General features: G+C 66.4%; 21 protein-coding genes. 11 read left to right on the plus strand and 10 right to left on the minus strand.

Annotated elements, in window-relative coordinates; all coding sequences use genetic code 11:
* Positions 1–131: 131 nt before the first annotated feature.
* Positions 132–605, minus strand: a complete 474-nt coding sequence (locus ACQP1T_RS17870) for a MarR family winged helix-turn-helix transcriptional regulator (RefSeq protein WP_433761650.1) — start codon at positions 603–605, stop codon at positions 132–134.
* An 89-nt stretch (positions 606–694) separates the two neighbouring features.
* Between ACQP1T_RS17870 and ACQP1T_RS17875 the strand changes: the two genes are divergently transcribed.
* Positions 695–1024 (plus strand): rhodanese-like domain-containing protein, encoded by a 330-nt coding sequence (locus tag ACQP1T_RS17875; protein WP_433761652.1) that lies wholly within the window; start codon positions 695–697, stop codon positions 1022–1024.
* Between the two features lie 155 nt (positions 1025–1179).
* On the opposite strand, the gene ACQP1T_RS17880 is transcribed toward ACQP1T_RS17875, so the two are convergent.
* Positions 1180–1359: a hypothetical protein gene (locus ACQP1T_RS17880; RefSeq protein WP_433761654.1), complete on the minus strand. Its 180-nt coding sequence runs from the start codon at positions 1357–1359 to the stop codon at positions 1180–1182.
* A 94-nt stretch (positions 1360–1453) separates the two neighbouring features.
* Here ACQP1T_RS17880 and ACQP1T_RS17885 point away from each other — a divergent pair, with 94 nt between their 5' ends.
* Together ACQP1T_RS17885 and ACQP1T_RS17890 are read left to right on the plus strand one after the other, a co-directional pair.
* Positions 1454–3736, plus strand: coding sequence for a molybdopterin guanine dinucleotide-containing S/N-oxide reductase (locus tag ACQP1T_RS17885; protein ID WP_433761655.1), 2283 nt, complete (start codon positions 1454–1456; stop codon positions 3734–3736).
* Between the two features lie 76 nt (positions 3737–3812).
* Positions 3813–4289 (plus strand): nitroreductase family deazaflavin-dependent oxidoreductase, encoded by a 477-nt coding sequence (locus tag ACQP1T_RS17890; protein ID WP_433761656.1) that lies wholly within the window; start codon positions 3813–3815, stop codon positions 4287–4289.
* Between the two features lie 2 nt (positions 4290–4291).
* On the opposite strand, the gene ACQP1T_RS17895 is transcribed toward ACQP1T_RS17890, so the two are convergent.
* Positions 4292–4600, minus strand: a complete 309-nt coding sequence (locus tag ACQP1T_RS17895) for a hypothetical protein (RefSeq protein WP_433761658.1) — start codon at positions 4598–4600, stop codon at positions 4292–4294.
* A 5-nt stretch (positions 4601–4605) separates the two neighbouring features.
* Positions 4606–5244, minus strand: coding sequence for an MspA family porin (locus ACQP1T_RS17900; protein WP_433761659.1), 639 nt, complete (start codon positions 5242–5244; stop codon positions 4606–4608).
* Positions 5245–5365: 121 nt separating this feature from the next.
* Here ACQP1T_RS17900 and ACQP1T_RS17905 point away from each other — a divergent pair, with 121 nt between their 5' ends.
* Positions 5366–6757, plus strand: coding sequence for an amidase (locus ACQP1T_RS17905; RefSeq protein WP_433761660.1), 1392 nt, complete (start codon positions 5366–5368; stop codon positions 6755–6757).
* Positions 6758–7039: 282 nt separating this feature from the next.
* Here the strand turns inward: ACQP1T_RS17905 and ACQP1T_RS17910 are convergent, their stop codons facing one another.
* The 3 genes from ACQP1T_RS17910 to ACQP1T_RS17920 form a co-directional block, all read right to left on the minus strand.
* Positions 7040–8248: a site-specific integrase gene (locus tag ACQP1T_RS17910; RefSeq protein ID WP_433761661.1), complete on the minus strand. Its 1209-nt coding sequence runs from the start codon at positions 8246–8248 to the stop codon at positions 7040–7042.
* Positions 8249–8358: 110 nt separating this feature from the next.
* Complete coding sequence (locus tag ACQP1T_RS17915) at positions 8359–9135, minus strand: ABC transporter permease (protein WP_433761662.1); 777 nt, start codon at positions 9133–9135, stop codon at positions 8359–8361.
* Entirely contained in the window at positions 9132–9776 is a 645-nt protein-coding gene (locus ACQP1T_RS17920) for an ABC transporter ATP-binding protein (RefSeq protein ID WP_433761663.1), read from the minus strand. The genes ACQP1T_RS17915 and ACQP1T_RS17920 overlap by 4 nt, the downstream gene beginning before the upstream one ends.
* Positions 9777–9867: 91 nt before the next feature.
* On the opposite strand from ACQP1T_RS17920, the gene sigJ reads away from it, so the two are divergent.
* Both sigJ and ACQP1T_RS17930 read left to right on the plus strand, forming a co-directional pair.
* Positions 9868–10812, plus strand: a complete 945-nt coding sequence (gene sigJ / locus ACQP1T_RS17925) for an RNA polymerase sigma factor SigJ (protein ID WP_433761664.1) — start codon at positions 9868–9870, stop codon at positions 10810–10812.
* 81 nt (positions 10813–10893) lie between these two features.
* The gene (locus ACQP1T_RS17930) at positions 10894–12078 is read left to right on the plus strand and encodes an NAD(P)/FAD-dependent oxidoreductase (protein WP_433761665.1); all 1185 of its coding nucleotides are present in this window, start codon (positions 10894–10896) and stop codon (positions 12076–12078) included.
* A 294-nt stretch (positions 12079–12372) separates the two neighbouring features.
* On the opposite strand, the gene ACQP1T_RS17935 is transcribed toward ACQP1T_RS17930, so the two are convergent.
* Positions 12373–12762: a winged helix-turn-helix transcriptional regulator gene (locus ACQP1T_RS17935; RefSeq protein ID WP_433761666.1), complete on the minus strand. Its 390-nt coding sequence runs from the start codon at positions 12760–12762 to the stop codon at positions 12373–12375.
* An 86-nt stretch (positions 12763–12848) separates the two neighbouring features.
* Here ACQP1T_RS17935 and ACQP1T_RS17940 point away from each other — a divergent pair, with 86 nt between their 5' ends.
* Together ACQP1T_RS17940 and ACQP1T_RS17945 are read left to right on the plus strand one after the other, a co-directional pair.
* Positions 12849–13667: an NAD(P)H-binding protein gene (locus tag ACQP1T_RS17940; RefSeq protein WP_433761667.1), complete on the plus strand. Its 819-nt coding sequence runs from the start codon at positions 12849–12851 to the stop codon at positions 13665–13667.
* Complete coding sequence (locus ACQP1T_RS17945; protein ID WP_433761668.1) at positions 13664–14062, plus strand: pyridoxamine 5'-phosphate oxidase family protein; 399 nt, start codon at positions 13664–13666, stop codon at positions 14060–14062. The genes ACQP1T_RS17940 and ACQP1T_RS17945 overlap by 4 nt, the downstream gene beginning before the upstream one ends.
* Positions 14063–14548: 486 nt before the next feature.
* Here the strand turns inward: ACQP1T_RS17945 and rox are convergent, their stop codons facing one another.
* Entirely contained in the window at positions 14549–15976 is a 1428-nt protein-coding gene (gene rox, locus ACQP1T_RS17950; protein WP_433761669.1) for a rifampin monooxygenase, read from the minus strand.
* A gap of 325 nt (positions 15977–16301) precedes the next feature.
* On the opposite strand from rox, the gene ACQP1T_RS17955 reads away from it, so the two are divergent.
* Together ACQP1T_RS17955 and ACQP1T_RS17960 are read left to right on the plus strand one after the other, a co-directional pair.
* A complete protein-coding gene (locus ACQP1T_RS17955; protein ID WP_433761671.1) occupies positions 16302–16868 on the plus strand; it encodes a TetR/AcrR family transcriptional regulator in 567 nt (188 codons plus the stop codon).
* A gap of 22 nt (positions 16869–16890) precedes the next feature.
* Positions 16891–17634: a (R)-mandelonitrile lyase gene (locus ACQP1T_RS17960; RefSeq protein ID WP_433761673.1), complete on the plus strand. Its 744-nt coding sequence runs from the start codon at positions 16891–16893 to the stop codon at positions 17632–17634.
* Positions 17635–17817: 183 nt separating this feature from the next.
* Here the strand turns inward: ACQP1T_RS17960 and ACQP1T_RS17965 are convergent, their stop codons facing one another.
* A complete protein-coding gene (locus ACQP1T_RS17965; RefSeq protein WP_433761674.1) occupies positions 17818–19404 on the minus strand; it encodes a carboxylesterase/lipase family protein in 1587 nt (528 codons plus the stop codon).
* Between the two features lie 503 nt (positions 19405–19907).
* On the opposite strand from ACQP1T_RS17965, the gene ACQP1T_RS17970 reads away from it, so the two are divergent.
* Positions 19908–21050: an epoxide hydrolase family protein gene (locus ACQP1T_RS17970; protein ID WP_433761675.1), complete on the plus strand. Its 1143-nt coding sequence runs from the start codon at positions 19908–19910 to the stop codon at positions 21048–21050.
* The last annotated feature ends 91 nt before the right edge of the window (positions 21051–21141 follow it).

Consider the following 21141-nt stretch of genomic DNA (forward strand, 5'->3'; position numbering starts at 1 on the left):
AAAGGTACAGGCCAGTCTGAAGTGGTAGTGTTTCAGAAATGATGCCGCGATGCGCGCGGATGTGATGCGAATTGCATTGACTGCCAGAGTGTTTGATTCGTGCCGTCTGGCAGTCGGTGCAGACTTGCGGCCTACGAACTGCGCGGGGGTGTGATCGTGAGATCGGTCGGGCCGAGGACCTTGGCGAGAGTCGCGGCAAGCGCGTGCAATTCGTCCGGATCGAGCTTGTCGGCGAAGCAGCGCTCGATGCCGGCGAGGTAGCCGGGCGCGGCCGCGTGTAGCCGCTCGCGACCGGCATCGGTAATAGCGACGAACGCGGATCTGCCGTCGTCGGGGTTGGATTCGCGCGCGACCAGACCCGCGGCCGCCATCTCGGTGACGAGCCTGCTGACTCGGGTGCGGCTGAGTACGACGCGCTCGCCCAGATCGGTCATGCGCAGCGGTTCGACGCCGTCGAGTTCGAGTAGCACGTCGTACCACGCGAGCGGGAGTGCGAAGTCTCGGCGCAGTTCGGCATCCAAGCGGGGGACGAGGTTCGCATGCACCCGCAGCAGTGCCGACCATGCGCTGCTGGCTGCCGCGCGATGCTTCTCCGATTGCGTCACGGGCCGATTCTAACCACTTGCGTGCACCCGCACACATATAATAGCGTGCACACGCACATAAATTATCTGTCGTCAGGAAGGAAAATCTCATGACCACAGTCATCGCCCGTGACGAACTGGCCGCCGCGATCGAGGCCGGTACGGTGACGGTCCTGGACACCCTCGGTGCGGGCTACTACGAGAAAGCGCATCTGCCCGGCGCGCTCACGCTGGTCGACGCTGATGTGGAATCCCGAGCTGCGCAGTTGCTCCCGGACCAGCACGCACCCATCGTGACCTACTGCTCCAACAACGCCTGCCAGAACAGCGAGGTCGTCGCGGTCAGGCTGCGCGCCCTCGGCTATACGAATGTCCGCGCCTACCGCGCGGGCATCCAGGATTGGACCGAAGCCGGCCTGCCGATCGAATCCGAATCCTGAATCGGGTTGATGTGCGGTCGGGCGATCCGCCGTCCGACCGCACTTTCCGCGCCGAGGCATTCTCGACGAGACGATGCGTGGTCTTGTGCCTGCTCGGGGATCAGCGGATCATCGGAGAAGTAACGATTTCTGGTCGGGGGCATCATCATCGTCGATCAGTCAGGAAACGTTGTAATGACCACCAGAATTGCCACGGCGATCGCCGCGATCGCCTTCACCGTATCTGTTGGCGCTCTCGCCGCTCCTGCGGCCTCGGCGGAGCCGGTCACACCTGCGTTCGGTTCGGTCGTATTCTGCTTCAACGTCCCGCTGGGTCCTTTCTTCAGCTTCAGCATCTGTGTCTGAGATCGCCGGGCGGGCATAAGCCGCGGATCAGCGCGGCGTTCATAAAGAAGTGAACCTGTCGGTGGCCCGGGCTACCGTGGGGTGATGGCCGCGCATCTGACGCACTGGGGAGTGTTCGAAGCCGATAGCGATGGGCAGCGGTTGACCGCGGTGCGTCCATGGCGCGGGGATCCGGAGCCGACGCCTTTGATCGAGAATGTGGCTTCGGCACAACATCATCCGACGCGCATCGATCAGCCGTATGTGCGGCAGGGGTGGTTGGAGCGCGGGCCGGGTGGTGCCGGGCGCGGTGACGAGCCGTTTGTGCCGGTGTCGTGGGAAACCGCGGTGGAGTTGGTATCCGGTGAGTTGCATCGGGTGTACGGCGAGTACGGCGCGCAGGCGGTGTACGGCGGGTCCTACGGTTGGGCGAGTGCGGGGCGGTTTCATCACGCGCAGAGTCAGGTGCACCGGTTTCTGAACTGTCTCGGCGGTTATGTCCGGAGTGTGCACAGCTACAGTCTGGGAACCTCGCAGGTGCTGTTGCCGCATGTGATCGGCTCGATGGGGCTGTTCGAGGGCCACGCGACCGCGAAGAGCGTACTCGTCGAGCACACGCAGTTGGTGGTGGCCTTCGGTGGGCTGTCGCCGAAGAATTCCGCGGTGTCGCCCGGTGGTGTGTCGCGGCACAACACCAGAACCTGGATAGCGGCCGCGCGGGCGCGCGGGTGCCGTTTCGTATCGATCAGCCCACTGCGCGATGACATTCCGGCGGAGGCGTCGGCCGAATGGATCGCGGCGCGGCCCGGTAGCGATACTGCGCTGATGCTGGCGCTGGCCCAGGTATTGGATGCGGATGGGTTGGCGGACAAGGAATTTCTGGATCGGTACACGGTCGGCTACGAGCGGTTCATCGGCTACGTGCGCGGCGAAACCGATGGCGTTGTCAAGGATCCCGCGTGGGCGCAAGCCATCACCGGGGTGTCGGCGCAGCGGATCCGGTCGCTGGCGCGGGAGATGGCCGCCGCGCGCACGATGCTCAATGTGAGCTGGTCGTTGCAGCGTGCCGAGCACGGTGCGCAGCCGCTGTGGCTGGGGGTGGTGCTTGCGGCGATGCTGGGTCAGATCGGGCTGCCCGGTGGCGGTTTCGGGCACAGTTACGGGTCGTGCGCGCACGTCGGTGATCCGGCGCGCGGGCAGTCGGTGCCGAGGTTCCCGCAGGGCGGCAATGGTGTTTCGGCGTTCATTCCGGTCGCCAGGATCGCCGATATGCTGCTGAACCCGGGGGAGCCGTTCGATTTCAACGGTATGCGGTTGGTGTATCCCGCTATCGAGCTGGTGTATTGGTGCGGTGGGAATCCTTTTCACCACCACCAGGATCTGGCCCGGCTGCATACGGCGTTCACGCGGCCGCAGACGGTGATCGTGCACGATGCGTTCTGGACCGCGACCGCGCGCCACGCCGATATCGTCCTTCCGGCGACCATGAGCATCGAACGCGACGACTTCGGCTCCGGCCAGAACGATCGCGAATTCTTCCCGATGAAGGCGCTGACCCGGCCGCACGGTGCCTCCCGTGACGACTACGCGATCTTCGCGGAATTGGCCGAACGCCTCGGTGTCGGTAAGGAATTCACCGAGGGGCGCACCGTCGAGGAATGGTTGCGGCACCTGTACGAGCAATGGCGCGCGGGCCTCGACGATCCGACGGTGCCGGAGTTCGACGAGTTCTGGGACAGCGAGTCGTTCACGGTTGCGGTGCCCGATCCCGAGCAGGTGCTGTTCGCCGATTTCCGCGCGGATCCGGACCGTTTTCCGCTCACCACACCCAGTGGCAAGATCGAGATCTTCTCCGAGACGATCGATGCCTTCGGATATGCCGACACCCCTGGCCACCCGGTGTGGTTGGAACCGGAGGAATGGCTGGGCGCCGCGACGCGGTTCCCGCTGCAGCTCATCGCGAATCAGCCGCGCGCCAAACTGCACAGCCAGCTCGATGTCGGCGCGCACAGTCGGTCGGTGAAAATCGGTGGGCGAGAACCGGTGCGGCTACATCCCGACGATGCCGCGGCGCGCGGTCTGCGAGATGGCGATATCGTGCGGATCTTCAACGATCGGGGTAGCTGTCTGGCCGGGCTGGTCGTCGACGACGCGGTCCGGCCGCAGGTCGCGCAGTTGTCCACGGGCGCCTGGTACGACCCGGATCCGGCCGATCCCAGCTTCTGTCGGCACGGCAACCCGAATGTGCTCACCGCGGATCGTCCCGCCTCGACGTTGAGTCAGAGCTGCGCGGGACAATTGGCGCTGGTCGAGATCGAGCCGTATCAGGGTGTGCTACCGGATGTGGCCGTTGTTCGGCCACCGGCGACAGTCGAGCGCGTTTCATGACGGCGCGGGTGAGGCTGGTCTCAACGGGCGGTCCCGGCTGTGGTCCGGTGTCGGATTTCTGTCAGGATTTCGAATTATGGTGTCGAATCCGTTGCCCGCGCTAGCTCGCCGGATCGCGCAGAAGCGCTGGGTCATGCGCACGGCGCCGATGGTGCTGCGGCTGGAACGGTTTGTGCGGCGGGTCAGCCGAGGGCGGCGCGGTGTGCTCGATCTGGCGGGTTTGCCGTCGATCGAACTCACCGTCCCGGGTCGCAAAACCGGGATCCCGCGCACCACATCGCTGCTGTATGTGCCGCGCGGTGACGACTTGCTGCTGGTGGGATCGAATTGGGGCAGCCCCAAGCATCCGGTGTGGTCGGCGAATCTGCGCGCGGCCGATACCGCCGTCGTCCGGCGCAAGGGTGAGCGGTTCGAGGTGAGCGTCAGCGAGGTCACCGGCATGGACCGCAAACGCGCCTGGGATCTGGCGGTCGAGTTCTGGCCGGGCTACGAAATGGAGTGCGAGCTGTCCGGGGGGCGTACCTTCCGCATTTTCGAGTTACGCCGCAGCTGAATTCACTCCGGCGCGGGCACGATCGGCGCGCCCGGATGCGGGACCGGGGCTGGTGGAGTCAACGCGGCGGCGGGTGCACCCGGCTTGGCCGGTGGAGGCGGTGCGGCCGGTGTGAGCAGCGGCGGGGCGCCTGGTGCCGGAACGATGCCCCCAGTCTTGCCGGTGGTCGGCTGGGTGCAGTCGGGGGCATCGGATTCGTCGCAGGTGGCGGGCACGATCGGCGCCGCGTGTGTGACGCTCGACAGTGCGCTCGTGGCGATCGCCAGGACTGCGGCCGCGACCAGGACGGCTCGGCGATATGTGACGGACATGGCGATCACAACCAGATCGGATCGCCGTAGACCGCGACCGAATTGTCGGCGGTATCGGTGGAAATGGTCGCGATCACATAGGAGCGCAGGCTGACCGGCCCCATACAGGCATCGATTTTGATCTGCACCTGATCGGTGGTGATCGAACCATGCGGTCCGGCAAGGGCTTTGGTGCCGAACGGGATGGTGGTGATCGTACCGGGTTTGAAGGTGGCCGATACGCTGGGCAGTGCCGCTGCCCCGACACCGACGCTCAACCCGGGAGTCGGTGCGACCATCACGTTGACGTTCGGTCCGACCGATGCCGCCAGCCCGAGTGAGATGCCGTTGGAAACATCTATCTGGCAACCGATTTGGTAACCCAGCGTGAGCGTGCCCGAGTTGACCGATACACTGCCCGCACCGGTGATATCGGCCGCCGCGCGGACGCTGACGAAGCCTTCTCGGGTGAAGGTGGTTTCGGCGAGGTTGGGAACTCGGTCGAGGTTTTCGGCGGATTTCGTGACCGTCAGCTCCCAGCCGTCCTCGGTGGTGACCGTGCGGGACTGATCCGGCAGTGCGTCCGCCGAAGCCGATTGTGCTGGAACGAAACTCAGCACCCCCGCGGCCAGTAGGCATAGCGGGACGGCGGTCGAGCTATTCATAGTGTCGATCTCCTCGCTCACGTTGCAGTCGAACGATATCCGACGCCGCGCGGGACCTCTGTCGACAGGTCGGTTGTCCAAAACGGTGCGTGGTCGCTATCGCGGCGCGCAGAATCCGGATATGCGATTCCATGCCTTCAACGACGATGTGCTCGCCGACCACGATGCGGTGACGATTGCGAAACTGGTGCGTCGAGGGGAGATCGGCGCGGCCGAGGTCGCCGAGGCGGCGCGGGCGCGGGCCGCGCAGGTAGATCCGACATTGCGCGCCCTGGTGGTCTCGGCGGAGTCGGCGCTGTCGGCGGGGGATCCGGATGCGCCGCTGTTCGGAGTGCCGACCTATGTCAAGGACAACACCGATGTGCGGGGCCTGCCGACCAATCACGGCACCGCGGCGTTCGTCGGGCGGCCCGCCGCCGAGGACGGGCCTTATGCGAAACAGTTTCTGAGCACCGGGATGTCGGTGTTGGGCAAGAGTCGGCTACCGGAGTTCGGTTTGAACGCGAGTACCGAATTCGCCGCCGCCGAACCGACGCGCAATCCCTGGCATACGGACTATTCGCCGGGGGCGTCATCAGGTGGTGCGGCCGCACTCGTGGCCGCGGGGGTGGTGCCGATCGCGCACGGTAACGACGGTGGCGGATCGATTCGGATTCCGGCCGCGTGCTGCGGTCTGGTCGGGTTGAAGCCGAGCCGAGGACGGCATATCGATGGCCCGCAGGCGCGCTCGATGCCGATCAATCTGGTTTCCGAAGGTGTGCTCACCCGTTCCGTGCGCGATACCGCGACGTATTTCGCTGCGGCCGAACGGCATTGGCGCAACCCGAAGTTGCCGCCGGTCGGTCTGGTGCAGGGACCGGCGCGGCGGCGGCTGCGGATCGGGGTGATCGCCGATTCCGTCACCGGTACCGAAACCTGCCCGCAGACCCGGGCCGTTCTCGACGACACCGTCGCGCTGCTGGAGAAGATGGGGCACGAGGTAGTGCCGATCACCCTACCGGTTTCGCAACGCTTCGTCGACGACTTCACCACTTACTGGGGATTTTTGGCGTTCCTGATCGGGGCGGGTGGCAAACTCGCGATCGATCCGCGGTTCCAGCGCGGTGATCTGGATGCGTTCACCCACGGACTCGCGGCACTGTATCGCAAGTCCATGGCGCGCACACCGGCCATCCTCTACCGTCTCTCGCAAGTGCGTCACGCCTATGCGGGCATGTTCGGCGACCACGAACTGATCCTCTCGCCGGTCCTGGTCCACACCACCCCGCGCCTCGGTCACTTGAATCCGACCGTCCCCTTCGACGAACTCTTCGCACGCCTGATCTCCTGGGTCGCCTTCACCCCATTGAACAATGTCGCAGGCACACCCGCGATCTCGCTGCCCATGGGCGCTTCCAGTGAAGGCCTCCCGATCGGCATGCAGTTCTCCGCCGCCCACGGCGATGAACGCACTTTGCTCGAAATCGCCTTCGCCCTGGAATCCGAACGCCCCTGGCGGCGCATCCAGGACTGACCTACCCGGGAATCGCACGCCGATCCTCCGCGAAGGGCCCGACGCGGCGCGCCACCATCCAGAGCCTGCACGCGCGCGCCCTCGATCGCACGCTGCCACCGGTCGGGCACCAGCCCCTCGGTCCCCAGTGTCAACCACACTCGCAACTGGTCCCCATGGTCAGCAACCACCCGGTGCGGCCACTCGGTAAACGGCCGCCCGAAGATCATGCCCCGCACCACAATCGTTCGACTCACCGCGAAAGGCGTCACTGTGCGCGCCTAGTCCGCGGACCGATCAGCGCTAGAGGCCGAGTTTGGTGACGGCGTTGTCTTCCAACGGGTTTGCGGTGCGGATGTAGTTGTGCACGGTGCGTGGGTTGGACCAGCGGCCCTGGCGCATGATTTCGCGGTCGCTGGCCCCGCCGAGGGCGGCCTGGGTGGCGAATCCGGCGCGCAGTGAGTGTCCGGAGAAGAGGTCGGGATCGAGTCCGGCACGGGCGGCATAGCGTTTCACGAGTTCGGCGATCGCGCGCCCGGACATGGCCTCGGTGCCGATGCCGCCGTGCCGGGTAATGGTGGGAAACAGTGGGAGGGTGTCGTTTTCGGCCAGAACGGTGCCCCGGTAGCCGTGGCAGCGGTGGATATCCCGAGACGGCGAAGGTGCCTCGGTGAGCCAGGCGCGCACATCGCCGCGTGCACCGTGCGCCTCGAGCAACTGGATCCAATCGGCGAAGGCACAGACCGGACAGGTGTGCGGGCGCTGGCCGCGGGGGAGTGCGACGCGCTGTTCGGCGATACCGGTGGGGTCGGTTTTGGTGGTCGGAAGTTGCACGAGCAGTAGCGGTTCACCGGTGCCGTGGTCGAGATCGACGCGCACGTCGGCGATCCGCAATCCGGCGAGTTCGCTGCGGCGCAATGCGCCCGCGAATCCGACGAGCAAAGCGAGTGCGTCGCGGCGTCGCGCGGGCTCGGTCGGCCATCCCGGCTCCGGCAACCCGCCGAGCAGTTGTTCGAGGGTGTGCAGCAGCACGGGGCGTTTACGTTTCGGCTGCGTGCGACGAGTCCGGCGGATACCGCGCAAGGTCAGTCGAACGACATCGGACCGGGTGGGCGACGGTAATCCGTTGGCGGCGTGCACCGCCGCGATGGCCGCCGCCTTGCGCTCGAGCGTGGCCGCGCTGAACGCCCACCGCTGCGAACCGTCGTCACCGTGCCGCGACGCATCCGCCGCGGCAGCCAGATACACCGCGACATCGAGCGGATCCGCGGGCAACGCCTGCCGCCCCTCCGCCGCACACCATCCGGCCCACCCGATCCAATCGGTTCGATACGCGCGCAACGTATTCGCCGACTGCGACGCCTCCAAATAGCGTCGCAACGCCCCGGCCTGCTCATCGTCGAAACGCTCCCGCACCAAGCGCAGCGCCACGGTATCGACCAGCACGCTGCGCACCCCACGGCGCAACTCGGTGCGCACCGACTCCGGCACCGCGACCACCGCATCGCCCACCCGCTCGCTCCATCCACCCGACCCGACCTTCGGTGATCAAGACTAGGCGTTCTCCGGGGATTTCCGGGCCGCCGCGACGACTCGGCGATCCGGTGTGGTCGCGGTGCGCGTCAGTTGGGAAGTGGCACCAGCCGTTGGGCATCGTCGAACAGATAGGACTCGGCGACCCGTGCCGCAGTGAGCGCGGCAAGAGCGGTGGCCGCGACCAACATGTACATGACCACGATCTGGTAGCGAATGGCGGTGAGCGGATCGACACCGGCAAGGATCAGGCCGGTCATGGCGCCGGGCAGACTGATCAGCCCCACGACCTTCGTCGCGTCGATCGTCGGAATCAGTGCGGTGCGCAGTGCGGAGCGGCGGTGCGGCAGGAAGGCCTCGCGCGCCGAAAGACCAAGGCACAGGCGGGCTTCGATGGTCGGACGCGCATTGCGGGCATCTTCGTGCAGTCGGCGCAGTGCGATACCGGTGGCCTGCATGGCGGCGGAGACGATCATGCCGCCGACCGGGACGACCACCCGGGCCTGGGTGGAGATCACACCGAGCAGAATGAGCGCGCCGAGCGTGATGGCAGATCCGGTGCCGACCCCGATGGTCGCGGCCCGGCGCGCCCGCGGCACACCCTTGCCACGTCGGCCCGCGACCTGCCCGGCGATCAGCACCATCAGCACGACCCAGGCCAGCGCGCCCGGTAATCCGGTGTGCCGGAACAGGATCAGCAGGATAGCGCCGACCGCGACCAACTGGGCCGCGGCGCGGATGGCGGCGATGAGCAGCTCACGGGTCAGCTGCAGTCGCTGACGGTAGGCGATCGCGGCGGCCAGTGCCACGAGCACAAGCGAAGTCGCGACACCCGGCCAGCCGGGGACCGAAAGCTGTTCTGTCACTGGAGTTTCCGTTCACCGGACAGGCGCCCGTGTTGCAGTGTCCAGCTGTCGTCGGCCACATCGGTGACGAAGACGGTGTCATGGCTGACCAGGATGACACCGCCACCGGAGCCGGTGTGCTCGCGAATGAGGGTCGCCACCGCGGCGGCTGATTCCGCATCGAGTGCGGAAGTCGGTTCGTCGAGCAACAGCACCTCGGGTTCGACGGCGAGCGCCCGAGCCAGGCACACCCGCTGCGCTTGACCGCCGGACAGTTCGAGACAGCGCCGATCGCGGAAGTCCGGTAAGCCCACTCGAGCGAGCAACGCATCGATGCGATCGGCGGTGAGATCGGCACGGCCGACCCGGATCTCATCGGCGACGGTATCGGTGAGCAGGGTCGGTCGCTGTGGTACCAACCCGATGCGGCGACGCAGCTGGGGCGCGGGGAGCTGGGTGATCGGGGTGTCATCGAGCAGGATTCGGCCGCCAGTGGGTTCCTCGAGCCGGTTGAGCAGCCGCAACAGTGTGGTCTTGCCGGTGCCGCTCGGTCCGACCACCGCCGTGCACCGCCCTCCGGGAAACGTCACGGAGATATCGGTGAGTATCGACGTCTCGCCGTGGCGCACGCTGACTCGATCCAGACTGATATTCGGCACCATCCCACCATTCCTTATCGACGGAACTGTTTCCCGACGGGGCCGGGAACGGGGCGAGTGGACGCGGCCTGCGGATATGGTCGACCATGGGCGGATGTCGCTCAGCACGCACGAAGTCGATCTGTTCGAGAGCACCAGAGGCCGTCTGGAGGCGATCGCCTACCGGCTGCTGGGATCGGCCGGTGACGCCGAGGACGCGGTCCAGGAAGCGTTTCTGCGGTGGCAGGCCGCCGCCCGGGACCATATCGAGACGCCCGAGGCGTGGCTGACCAAGGTGCTCACCAACCTGTGCCTCAACCAGCTCACCTCGGCGCGGGCCAGGCGGGAGACCTATGTCGGCCAATGGTTGCCCGAACCCGTATTCGCCGGGGACCGGATGCTCGGCCCCGCCGATACCGTCGAGCAACGTGAATCGATATCGATCGCGATGCTCACGCTGATGGAACGGCTCGCGCCCAAGGAGCGCGTGGTGTACGTGCTGCGGGAGGCATTCGGATACGCGCACAACGAGATTGCCGAAATGCTCGAGATCACCGAATCGAACTGCCAGCAGATCTATCGGCGCGCCAAACAGCATCTGGCCACCGACCGGACTCGCGTGCAGGTCGACGAGGTCGCCGCCCGCAAGATCGTCGAGGAGTTCCTCGCCGCGGCGGTCAGCGGCCGAACCGAGACGCTGATCGGCCTGCTGACCGATGACGCCATCAGCATCGGCGACGGCGGCGACTTCTTCCCGACGCTCAACCGGCCCCTCATCGGTGCGCAGCGCGTCGTACGGTTCCTGCGCCTGGCCATCAAACCGACCGAGGGCAAGCGCAACATGCTCGGCGGCAGCCCCGCCATATTTTCCGCTGTCGCCAATGGCGGGCCCGCGCTGGTGACGGTGGTCGGTGACCGGGTCGTCGGCATCGTGTGCCTCGAACTGACCTCCGACGGCATCGCGGCAATCCACGCCCAGGTCAACCCGGAAAAGCTCGAGCGCGCCACCCGCCGGTGGGCGAATTCGGAACATGGAGCACCCATCATCGAATCCTGGTGACCCACATCACAGTCCATTCCTGTCAGCATTCGGGCCGCTGTCCGGTTCAGGAAGCGAACCCATCCAGACAGGAGCAAGACCATGAAGCACCGCATCGTCGTCCTCGGAGCCGGATACGCCGGAGCCATCACCGCCGGACGCCTCGCCAAGCGGCTGCACCGCGACGACGTCGAGATCACCCTGGTCAATGCCGACCCCGACTTCGTCGAACGGGTGCGTATGCACCAGCTCGCCAGCGGGCAGGATCTTCCCGCTCGCCCGCTGCGTGAGGTCTTCGCGGGCACCGGTGTGCAGGTCCGGATCGCGCGAGTCGACGCGGTCGATGTGGACCGCAAGACCGTCGACCTCACCGGCGAGGTCGAGACACTCGGCTACGACACCCTCGTATACGCACTCGGCAGCACCATCGCCGACTACGGCATCCCCGGCGTCGCCGAGCACACCTACAACGTCGCCGGGAAGCAGGCCGCGCTGCGGCTGCGGGCGCGCCTGAACGAGTTGCGGCCGGGCCAGACCGTGCTGATCGTGGGCGGCGGTCTGACCAGCATCGAAGTGGCCGCCGAGATCGCCGAGGCGCGCCCTGACCTCGAGGTCGCGATCGCCGCGCGCGGTGGCGTCGGCGACTGGCTCGACGAGAAGGCCCAGCGCTACCTGCGCGGAGCTTTCCAGCGGCTCGGCATCACCGTCCACGAGCACGCCGATGTCACCCGCGTCGCGGCGGACGGTGTGCTCACCGCTACCGGCACGACGATCCCGGCCCAAATGACCGTGTGGACAGCGGGTTTCACCGTGCACCCGATCGCGGCCGCCACCACCCTGGCGGTGTCGGACACCGGACGGATCGTCGTCGACGCCACCCTGCGCTCGGTCTCCCACCCCGATGTGTACGCCGTCGGCGACGCCGCGCACGCCGAAGGGGTCGGCGGCAAACCACTGCGGATGGGCTGCGCCACCGCAACCCCGATGGCATGGCAGGGCGCCGACGCCATCGCCGCGCGCTTGACCGGCCGCACAGTTCCCGACGCCCCGATCGGCTACGCCAGCCAATGCATCAGCCTCGGTCGCCGCGACGGCATCGTCCAGAAGGTGACCCCCGCCGATCAGCCCACGTCCACGGTGATCACGGGCCGTATGGGCGCTCGCATCAAGGAGCTCATCTGCGCGTCCACGGCCTGGAGCATCTCGCACCCGACCATGCTGCTGCCCAGCCGTCGCCGCCACCTCGTGGTTACCGGTGACGTGGCGGCGCAGTTCGTCACCCGGTGACCCGGCAGCCTGAACACGGTCGAAGCCGCCGCGTCGCATAAGCGCGGCGGCGGCTTCGGCATGATCTGCGGCCGGTGCTCGAGCATCGGGGTAGTGGTGCATCTGAACGGAACCCGGCGCCTCCGCCGACGGCCGCGCGTATTTCGTCAGCGACCGCACCGAGGTGTGCCCGGACAGCGTCATCAGCATCGGCGCGGACGCACCGTCCTCCGCAGCGTGGGTCAGCGGACATTCAACTCCGCCAATTCCTCTGCGCGGGCGGCGGTTTCGTCAGGTCACTACCACTCCCTCGGATCAGGTTCGCCGGTGAGGGGCCCGGTCGCGGGCGTCGTAGTTCTGTCGGGCCTGATCGACCTTGTCCAGGTTGACCGACCATTCGGCGAGTGTTGCGAAAAGGGGTGCCAGGCTGCGTCCCAGTGCGCTGATCTCGTACTCCACCCGGGGTGGGACCTCGGGGTGATAGGTGCGCACGACAAGCCCGTCGCGTTCCAGTTGCCGGAGCCGCTGCGTCAGGACCTTGGGCGTGATCGTTGTGATGCGGCGTTCCAGCTCGCTGAACCTTTGCCGCCCGAACTCGTTGAGCGTCCACAGGATCGGCGTGGTCCAGCGGCTGAAGACGAGATCGACCACCGGAGCGATCGGGCAGGCCAGTTCCGGAGGGACCTGTGATGTGGTCTCGGTCACCTGAAACCCACTTTCCCCTAGGTACCTACTAGCTCTTGGATAGTAGTGTCGCCCAGTGCGTTGAACAAGCGGAACAGGAGACAGAGATGATTGTGGTGACGGGAGCGACCGGAAATGTCGGGCAGCCGCTCGTGCAGGCACTCGCCCGGGCGGGAGAGCCGGTGATCGCCGTGTCCCGGAGCGGGGTCGGGGTACCGGCGGGAGTCCGGCATCACCAAGCCGACTTGGCCGAGCCGCAGAGCCTCGAGCCGGCCCTCCAGGGAGCAGCGGTGTTATTTCTGCTGACCTCCCCAGACTTCATGGCGAACGGCGATATCAATGCCGTCCTCGACGTCGTGCGGGCGGCCGATGTCCCGCGCGTGGTTCTGTTGTCGTCCCATGGTGTCGGCACGGGACGTCACCCTTCGGTGCTCGAAGACGCTGTTGAGCAGTCAGGTCTGGAATGGACAATGCTGCGGCCGGGCAACTTCGACTCCAATGCGCTGCAATGGGCCGATATGGTCCGTACACAGCGGGTGGTCGCGGCGCCGTTCGGTGATGTCGCGGTCCCGGCCATCGACCCGGCCGACATCGCCGAGGTAGCCGCCATCGCGCTACGCGAGCAGGGACACCAGGGCAACATCTATACGCTGACCGGGCCGGAACCGATCTCACCCCGGCAGCAGGCCGCGGCGATCGGTGCCGCACTGGGCGAGCCGGTGCGGTTCGTCGAGCAGAGCCGTGCGGAAGCGCGGACCCAGATGCTGAGGTACATGCCCGAGCCGGTCGTGGAGGCCACCCTCGGCGCGCTCGGCACACCGTCCGCCGCCGAGCAGGCCGTCAGCCCTGATATCGAACGGCTCCTCGGACGCCCACCTCGGACCTTCGCCGAATGGGTGGCACGCACCATCACAGCGTTCAAGTGACCCGCCGGAAGCCGCTGTCGGCCTCGGTCGAGGCTTTCCTGGCCGAACCGCTGTCTGCCACACTGACGACCATTCGGCCGGACGGCTCGCTGCACGCTGCGCCGGTTCGCTTCACCTGGGAGGGTGACGTGGGGCTGGCCAGGGTCATGACGGTCGGCTCCTCACGCAAGGCCCGCAACCTGGCCGCGAACCCGGGCAGCCGCGTCGCCCTGTGCCAGGTCGACGGTTTTCGCTGGATCACGCTCGAGGGCACGGCGACCGTGTCCAACGATTCACGCGAGGTGGCCGACGGCGTGTCCCGGTACACCAGGCGCTATCAGTCGCCACCGCCCAACCCGCCTGGGCGGGTCGTCGTCACGATCGCGGTGGACAGCATCATGACCCTCAACACCTGACCTCGACGGTCGAACCACACCCGAAGCGATCGCCACCGCCATCACCTCCTGGCTGGACAAGCACAACCTGCGAGAAGATGGCGAAAGATCGCCGCAGCTATCCATGTCCAAGCAACAAGGTCGCTGACCGCCCTCCGGTTCCCCGGACCCCTATGCCTGACACACGACCCGCCTGAATAAAGCAGCACGGCGACTTCAGGTTTCGCCAGCAGGACTCGATCGGCTGCCGCGACCAACCGCCGATAGCGGATCCGAAACGAAATAGTCACGGCCACAACAATTTACGTGATGCTCCGGGATCAACATCCCGGAGCATCACGGCGCTGGCGCCGGATTCCGTTCGGCTGCACCACTACCCCCGCATCCGAGTGGTGCGGCCGCGGGCCTGCGAGCCAGGCAGTTCCGGCGATCTCTGCGGCTGGTGCTCGAGCATGCGGGCTGGTGTGACCCGAAAGCCACTGGAGCGTTCGGGCCACAACGACCCGTTCAGTTGACCGGAGCGCCGAACCATTTGGGCAGGTGGCCGATCAGATCCCGCTGATCGTCACCAACCCACGCCACATGACCGTCCGGCCGCAGCAGCACCGCGGGCACCTCCAGTTCCTCGCTCACCTCGATGATGTGGTCGACCCGCTGCGCCCAACCTTCCACCGAGAGCTCGCCGGTCTGGTCGAGCAGCAGTCCACGACCGCCGCGCATAAGCTCGTAGAGGCGTCCCCGATTCAGCTTCACATCCCGCAGCCGCCGACCCAGCAATTCATGGCCCGCGCCGAAGTCGTAGCGGACTCCGATCGCAGTGATCTGCTCGAGCAGGTACCGGTTCACCTCGTCGAAGTCCATCAGTTTCGCCACCAGTCGGCGCACCGCCTGGGCGCCCGGTTCGAGCGAAATCAGCTCGGCCTGTGCCCGGGTGTTGTCGAGCACGTCGGCGGCCACCGGACGCCGTTCGGTCTCATAGCTGTCCAGCAGCCCCTCCGGTGCCCAGCCGTCGATCTCGGCGGCCAGTTTCCAGCCGAGATTGAATGCGTCCTGGATGCCGAGGTTGAGGCCCTGGCCACCCATCGGCGGATGGATGTGCGCCGCGTCGCCAGCCAACAGCACCCGGCCGACCCGGTAACGCTCGGCCAGGCGGGTGGCATCACCGAAGCGCGAGAGCCAGCGCGGCGAGTGCGCGCCGAAGTCGGTGCCCGCGAGCTCTCGGAACTGCTGCTTCAATTCGTCCAGAGTCGGCGGGACCCTGGGGTTCTCGGCCACGCCAGCGGCGGGCGCGCCGATACGGTACACGCCGTCTCCCAGGGGCACGGCGCCGAACCGCAGCTGGGTCTTGCGGACTTCGGCCACCACGGCGGCGATCTCCTCCGGCGCCGCGGTCAGCTCCACCTCGCCCATCAGCGTCTCGACTTTGGTCGGCTCGCCGGGGAAGTCGACGCCGAGCAGCTTGCGTACCGTACTGCGGCCGCCGTCGCAGCCGACGAGATAACGTGAGCGCAATTGTGTGCCGTCGGCCAGCTCGACGCTCACCCCGTCGTCGTCCTGGCTCAGGCCGACCACTTCGCAGCTGCGGCGGATTTCGACGCCGAGTTCGGTGGCGTGCTCGGTCAACAGACGCTCGGTGTCGGGCTGCGGAATGGCGAGCACGAACGGATATGTGGTGTCCAACCCTTGCGGCCGGGGCTTCTTGATTCCGGCGAAGAAACCGCCGAGCGGGTGCTGCTGTCCGAGCGCGAGCACCTGGTCCAACAGACCACGCTGATCCATCAATTCGACGGTGCGCGCGTGGATGCCGAGCCCGCGCACCACCTTGGTCGGCTCCGCATCCCTCTCCACGACCAGCGCGTCCACGCCGCGCATGCGCAGCTCAATGGCCAGCATCACTCCGGTCGGTCCGCCACCGGCCACGATCACATCGATCACGAAAACCCCTCACTCGATTTGCCCTTCGACCCAACCGCTGCACGCGTACCGCCACCGGTAATTCTCGCGAGACACCCACGCATATTTCCGCAGGTACCGGCTTCGGCAGGAGATTCTGCAGCACACCCGGGGGCTTGCCGCAAGCCCCCGGGTGCGATATATGTTGAAAGGGATAGGGAGTGAGTAACCTCCTTAACCTTGCTTATCTGCCGTCCATTGCGGACGAGCGCCCTCCTCTCGAAGACCACCCCGAACGCTGGCCCTCTGGGCCGGGACGATCGCAGCTCGCCGCGATTCTGTACCTATTAGTATGTACACTCGCCGGGTGAGCACCAGGGAACGCCTCGTCGAAAGCGCCCGCGCGCTGCTGTGGGAACGGGGTTATGTCGGAACCAGCCCGAAAACCATTCAGCAGCGCGCCGAGGCCGGGCAGGGCAGCATGTACCACCATTTCGCCGGTAAGGAGGATCTGGCACTGGCGGCCATTCGCCGTACCGCAGAGGAGATCCGGGCCGGTGTCGATGCGCAGCTGTCGGCACCCGGGACCGCGGTCGAACGCATCACCGCCTACCTACGTCGCGAGCGTGATGTTCTGCGCGGTTGTCCGATCGGGAGACTGACCCAGGACCCCGAGGTGATCGCCAATCCCGCACTGCGGGCGCCGGTAGAGGAGACCTTCACCTGGCTGCGCGGCCGTCTCGCGGAAGTGATCCAGGAGGGCCTGGACGGCGGCGAATTGGCGCCAGCCCTCGACCCGACCTCCACCGCCTGCGCGATCGTCGCCACCATGCAGGGCGGATATGTCCTGGCCCGCGCGGACAGCACCAGCGAGTCCTTCGACCAGGCGATCGCGGGCATCCTCGCACTTCTTGCCGCACACACCATCCGGTAACCCAACAGTCAGGAAATCACCCGTGCGCATATCTCGCACACCCGCCACCAGTTCTGCTCCGCCCCAATGGATTACCGGTGACGCGTGGATCGATACGGTCGCCGCGCCCGAAGGACGACAGCGGACCCACATCGACAGCGTCCGCTTCGCACCCGGCGCGCGCACCGTGTGGCACCGCCACCCTCTCGGTCAAGTACTCATCGTCACCGAGGGCACCGGGCTCGTCCAACGCCGCGGCGGACCCGTCGAAACCATACGCACCGGCGACACCGTGCACATCGCCGCCGACGAATGGCATTGGCACGGAGCCACATCCACCACCGCCATGACCCATCTAGCCGTCGAAGAGCTGCCAGATGACGGCACCGAACCCGAAGCAGGCGCCCCGGTCACCGACGCGGAATACGCCGCCGTTCCCGACACCGCCGATACCCCGCCGATCGCCCGCTCGATTCTGCTCGACCAGCCACTGCCCGAACCGCTGCCCACACAGCGGGTCGAGATCCGGCGAATCACCCTCGCCCCCAACCATGCTGGTGGGTTGCATGTCCACAACGGCCCGGTCTTCGGCAGCATCGAATCCGGTTCGGTGATCTACCAGATCGACGGCCGACCGGAGTCCGTGCTCGGGCCAGGGGATGTGTTCTACGAACCCGAAGGCGTGCGCATCGCCCGCTTCGACGCCGAGAGCAAAGGTGTGACATTCCTCGGGTACTTCCTGCTCGATGCCGACCAGACACCCGAGATCGAATTCCCCGAAAACTAGCCGCATCGAATGCAGCTCTCCTGCTCGCAGGGCTGCTGTACCCGCCGACCATTTTCCCGGTTCCGTTCCCTGATGCCTTGTCGACCCAAAACGGTTCGCATCCAGCATGTTCGAGCGACCACCCGATCTGTCGTGTCGGACTCTGGACGGTTCGAGCTGTCCGCCGTGTGACATGACACCCCGTCAGTCGGTATGGAGGAGGTCGAGGATGTCGAACCGGTGCGTGGACCAGATGCGGCGCGAGCGTTCCTCAGGGTAGCGCTGGGTGGTCGGCTCGGCGTTGTAGACGCGAGTGGATCGAGTGTGCGGATCGTAGCGTGACCAGCCCGGATCGCCTGTGGTCGCGAAGGTTACCCAGTCGGTGCGCATGCGGTGCGAGACGCGAGTGATCTCGTTCGCGGCGTTCGGGTGGGCGGATCGGTGGGACCGTATTTCGTCGGGGCCGAGGGTGCCGAAGACGAGCAGGAAGTCCAGGGCGTGCGAGGCCCCTTGCTCGGAGTTGAAGCTCCAGCCCAGTTCGTAGAGCCAGACGGATCCGCCGCCGATGTGGGTGGCGTCGGCGAGGTGCAGGCTGGGCATCCGGAACAGCCAGTCGGAGTTGAGGATTTCGTAGCGCCGCGCGGGTGTGGTGTCCGGGTAGGCGATGCGGTAGAGCTCGTTTCCATCTGTGCCGGGTGCAAGGTGGTCGAATGTCGTCCTCACCCGCGCCTCGGTCGGCTCGTTGCCGGGGCGGGAGGTGTAGAGCCGGTATTCGTCGCGGGTGTGGCCGACGAGTAGGTCGATGTCGCGCGCGGCACCGTCCGCGAGCGCACGCCATGGTGCGCATGTCAGGACGTCGCCGTCGACGACGGGTGAGAACGGTGTGGGCGTGAGCGCCATGGGGCCCCAGGATTCGACGAATTCCGGCATCTTCTCGATCACCACGTCCGTCGCGTCGGTCAATGCGCGCGGCGGGATGCCGGCCAGCTCACCGACGGTGGCTCGCACGCCGAGTTGCGCGGCGATCGTGGTGGAGATCGCGGCGGCGAGCCGTTGGGCGAAGTAGGTGCCCGGCATGCCCTGGACTATCGCCCGTCGAAACAGTCCGGCCGCCAACGGCATAACAAGAAGAGCTGCGATGCACGCCGCACCGGCGGACTGGCCGAATACGGTGACGTTGTCCGGTACGCCGCCGAATGCGCCGATATTGTCCTGGACCCACCGCAGCGCGGCGATCTGGTCCAGAATGCCTCGATTGTCCGGGGCTCCGGTGATGTGGGCGAAACCGTCCACACCGACGCGATAGTTCATGCTGACCAGCACCACACCGGCCCGAGCCAGAGTCGCACCGTTCTGGTGCGGGTTGGCGGAATTGTTCTCCAGGTAGGTGCCGCCCTGGATCCACACAATCACCGGCAGCCGTGCGGCACCGAGGTCGGGTGACCAGACATTGAGCGTCAAACAGTCGGCGGACCCGTCATCGACGTTGCCAGATACCGACGACATCACCGAACCCGTATGGGCGCCTTGGGGAACCGGTGGACCGAACCGCAGCGCATCACGGATGCCATCCCACGGCCGCACCGGAACAGGAGCGCCGAACCGGTGTGCGCCCACCGGCGGCTCGGCGAAAGGGATGCCCCGGAAGACCGCGACGTCGTTCTCCCACCTGCCACGCACAACTCCCGCAGCCGTATGGATTTCAGGTTCGATATTCACTCGGGTACCCGCTTTCCTCGATAGGTGATCCGCTGCGTGGGTCGTCAACTCCTCGACGAGCGCGGTAGCCATTCGTAGCTCGACCCCGCCAGCGGCTATGAACACAGCGCGAACCCATCAGTCTGCACTATCGGGCTTGGATGCCATTGGCTCTGAACAGCATTCGGCATCCGACACGCCTCGGACCGGGCATCGCAGACCATATTTCCGACAATCCCCGCCGGCGGACCGATACCCGATCGGCGCGAGTCCCCGAAGGCGACAAATATCCGAGTTCCCGAAGGCGACAAAGAACGGGACGGCGACGAACGTTGCGTGCCCTGGCGGCTCGGCGGTCGACCAGGTGCCTGTTCCCGCGAGGTTGGCGAGCATCGGCAGGCGCACGGCATCTGTCCACAGGATCATGTGGACCTCGCCGAAGCTGTTGTCCAGCAGGAGGTTCCAGTATCGGCGGGGCGATCCACGGGGTCGGGTATGACCTCCGTGGGGGCGTGCAGGCGAGTTCGTGAGGCCTCCGGCACAGTGTGCAGAACCTAGGGCAGAAGTTGTCCTAGCAGCCCCCTAGAGTGATTGTCATGAGCACAGAGATCACCCCCTTCCGGATCGACGTCCCCCAAGAGCAGCTCGATGACCTGAATCGGCGACTGGACGCCACCCGCTGGACCGACGCTGATCCCGAAGCCGGGTGGTCGCAGGGCATCCCGCTCGACTACACCAGGGAACTCGCCGAATACTGGCGTAACACCTACGATTGGCGCGCCCAAGAGGCCCGGCTCAACTCCTTCCCGCAGTTCCGTACCGAGATCGACGGCCACAACGTGCACTTCATCCACGTCCGCTCGGCCGAAACCGACGCTCTGCCACTGATACTCACGCACGGATGGCCCGGATCGATCGTGGAATTCCTCGACGTGATCGGGCCGCTGACCGACCCGGTCGCGCACGGCGGCAACGCGGAGGACGCGTTCCATGTCGTCGTGCCGACCATCCCCGGCTTCGGGTTCTCCGGACCCGCGGTCGGCTGGTCAACCGCGCGGGCTGCGCAGGCATGGGCGGAACTGATGCACCGCCTCGGCTACGACCGCTACGCCGCACACGGTGAAGACACCGGCGCCGCGATCTCCCGACAGCTGGCAGTCATCGACGCCGAGCACCTGGTCGCCGTGCATCTGACGATGATCGCCTCCGCCACTGTCACCGCCGAGACCGCCGACCCCGACAACCCGGCCGAACAGCGTGCCGTCGAACTGGCTCGCCGCGCTCAGTACGAACTCGGCGCGTACGCGATGCTGCAGGCCAGTCGCCCCCAAACGCTGTCCTACGCGCTCGCCGATTCACCGGTGGGGCAATTGGCCTGGATCGTCGAACGATTCAAGGACTGGACCGACTCCACCGACGCACCCGAGGACGCCGTCGACCGGGACGCGATGCTGACCAATGTCATGGTCTACTGGCTCAACGCCACCGCGGGCTCGTCGGCGCGCTACTACTACGAAGGCGCCGCGACCTGGGGAATGCCGGAACCCGAGACCGGTGTGCCGGTCGCTGTGGCAGTCATGCCGCACGACCTCGGTATTCCGGTCCGCCGCATCGCCGAACGAAACCACAACATCGTGCGCTGGACCGAATTCGAGCGCGGCGGCCACTTCGCCGCCATGGAAGAACCCGACCTCATCGTCGACGACCTGCGCGCCACGTTCGGTGAATACCGCAAATAGACACCCGATCTCGACGATCCACGGCGGACGCCTGTCTCGGTCACATGCCTCGACAGGTGTTCTCCGGTCGGCCAGATAATTGGAGGCGCGG

The organism is Nocardia sp. CA-135398, from assembly GCF_050955845.1.
Classification (GTDB): domain Bacteria; phylum Actinomycetota; class Actinomycetes; order Mycobacteriales; family Mycobacteriaceae; genus Nocardia.

Bases quoted from the DNA above. Each gene is read 5' to 3' on its own strand.
- ACQP1T_RS17875 (WP_433761652.1), top strand. From the start codon at position 695: ATGACCACAGTCATCGCCCGTGACGAACTGGCCGCCGCGATCGAGGCC.
- ACQP1T_RS17880 (WP_433761654.1), bottom strand. From the start codon at position 1,359: ATGCTGAAGCTGAAGAAAGGACCCAGCGGGACGTTGAAGCAGAATACG.
- ACQP1T_RS17885 (WP_433761655.1), top strand. From the start codon at position 1,454: ATGGCCGCGCATCTGACGCACTGGGGAGTGTTCGAAGCCGATAGCGAT.
- ACQP1T_RS17890 (WP_433761656.1), top strand. From the start codon at position 3,813: ATGGTGTCGAATCCGTTGCCCGCGCTAGCTCGCCGGATCGCGCAGAAG.
- ACQP1T_RS17895 (WP_433761658.1), bottom strand. From the start codon at position 4,600: ATGTCCGTCACATATCGCCGAGCCGTCCTGGTCGCGGCCGCAGTCCTG.
- ACQP1T_RS17900 (WP_433761659.1), bottom strand. From the start codon at position 5,244: ATGAATAGCTCGACCGCCGTCCCGCTATGCCTACTGGCCGCGGGGGTG.
- ACQP1T_RS17905 (WP_433761660.1), top strand. From the start codon at position 5,366: ATGCGATTCCATGCCTTCAACGACGATGTGCTCGCCGACCACGATGCG.
- ACQP1T_RS17920 (WP_433761663.1), bottom strand. From the start codon at position 9,776: ATGGTGCCGAATATCAGTCTGGATCGAGTCAGCGTGCGCCACGGCGAG.
- sigJ (WP_433761664.1), top strand. From the start codon at position 9,868: ATGTCGCTCAGCACGCACGAAGTCGATCTGTTCGAGAGCACCAGAGGC.
- ACQP1T_RS17930 (WP_433761665.1), top strand. From the start codon at position 10,894: ATGAAGCACCGCATCGTCGTCCTCGGAGCCGGATACGCCGGAGCCATC.
- ACQP1T_RS17940 (WP_433761667.1), top strand. From the start codon at position 12,849: ATGATTGTGGTGACGGGAGCGACCGGAAATGTCGGGCAGCCGCTCGTG.
- ACQP1T_RS17965 (WP_433761674.1), bottom strand. From the start codon at position 19,404: ATGGCTACCGCGCTCGTCGAGGAGTTGACGACCCACGCAGCGGATCAC.
- ACQP1T_RS17970 (WP_433761675.1), top strand. From the start codon at position 19,908: ATGAGCACAGAGATCACCCCCTTCCGGATCGACGTCCCCCAAGAGCAG.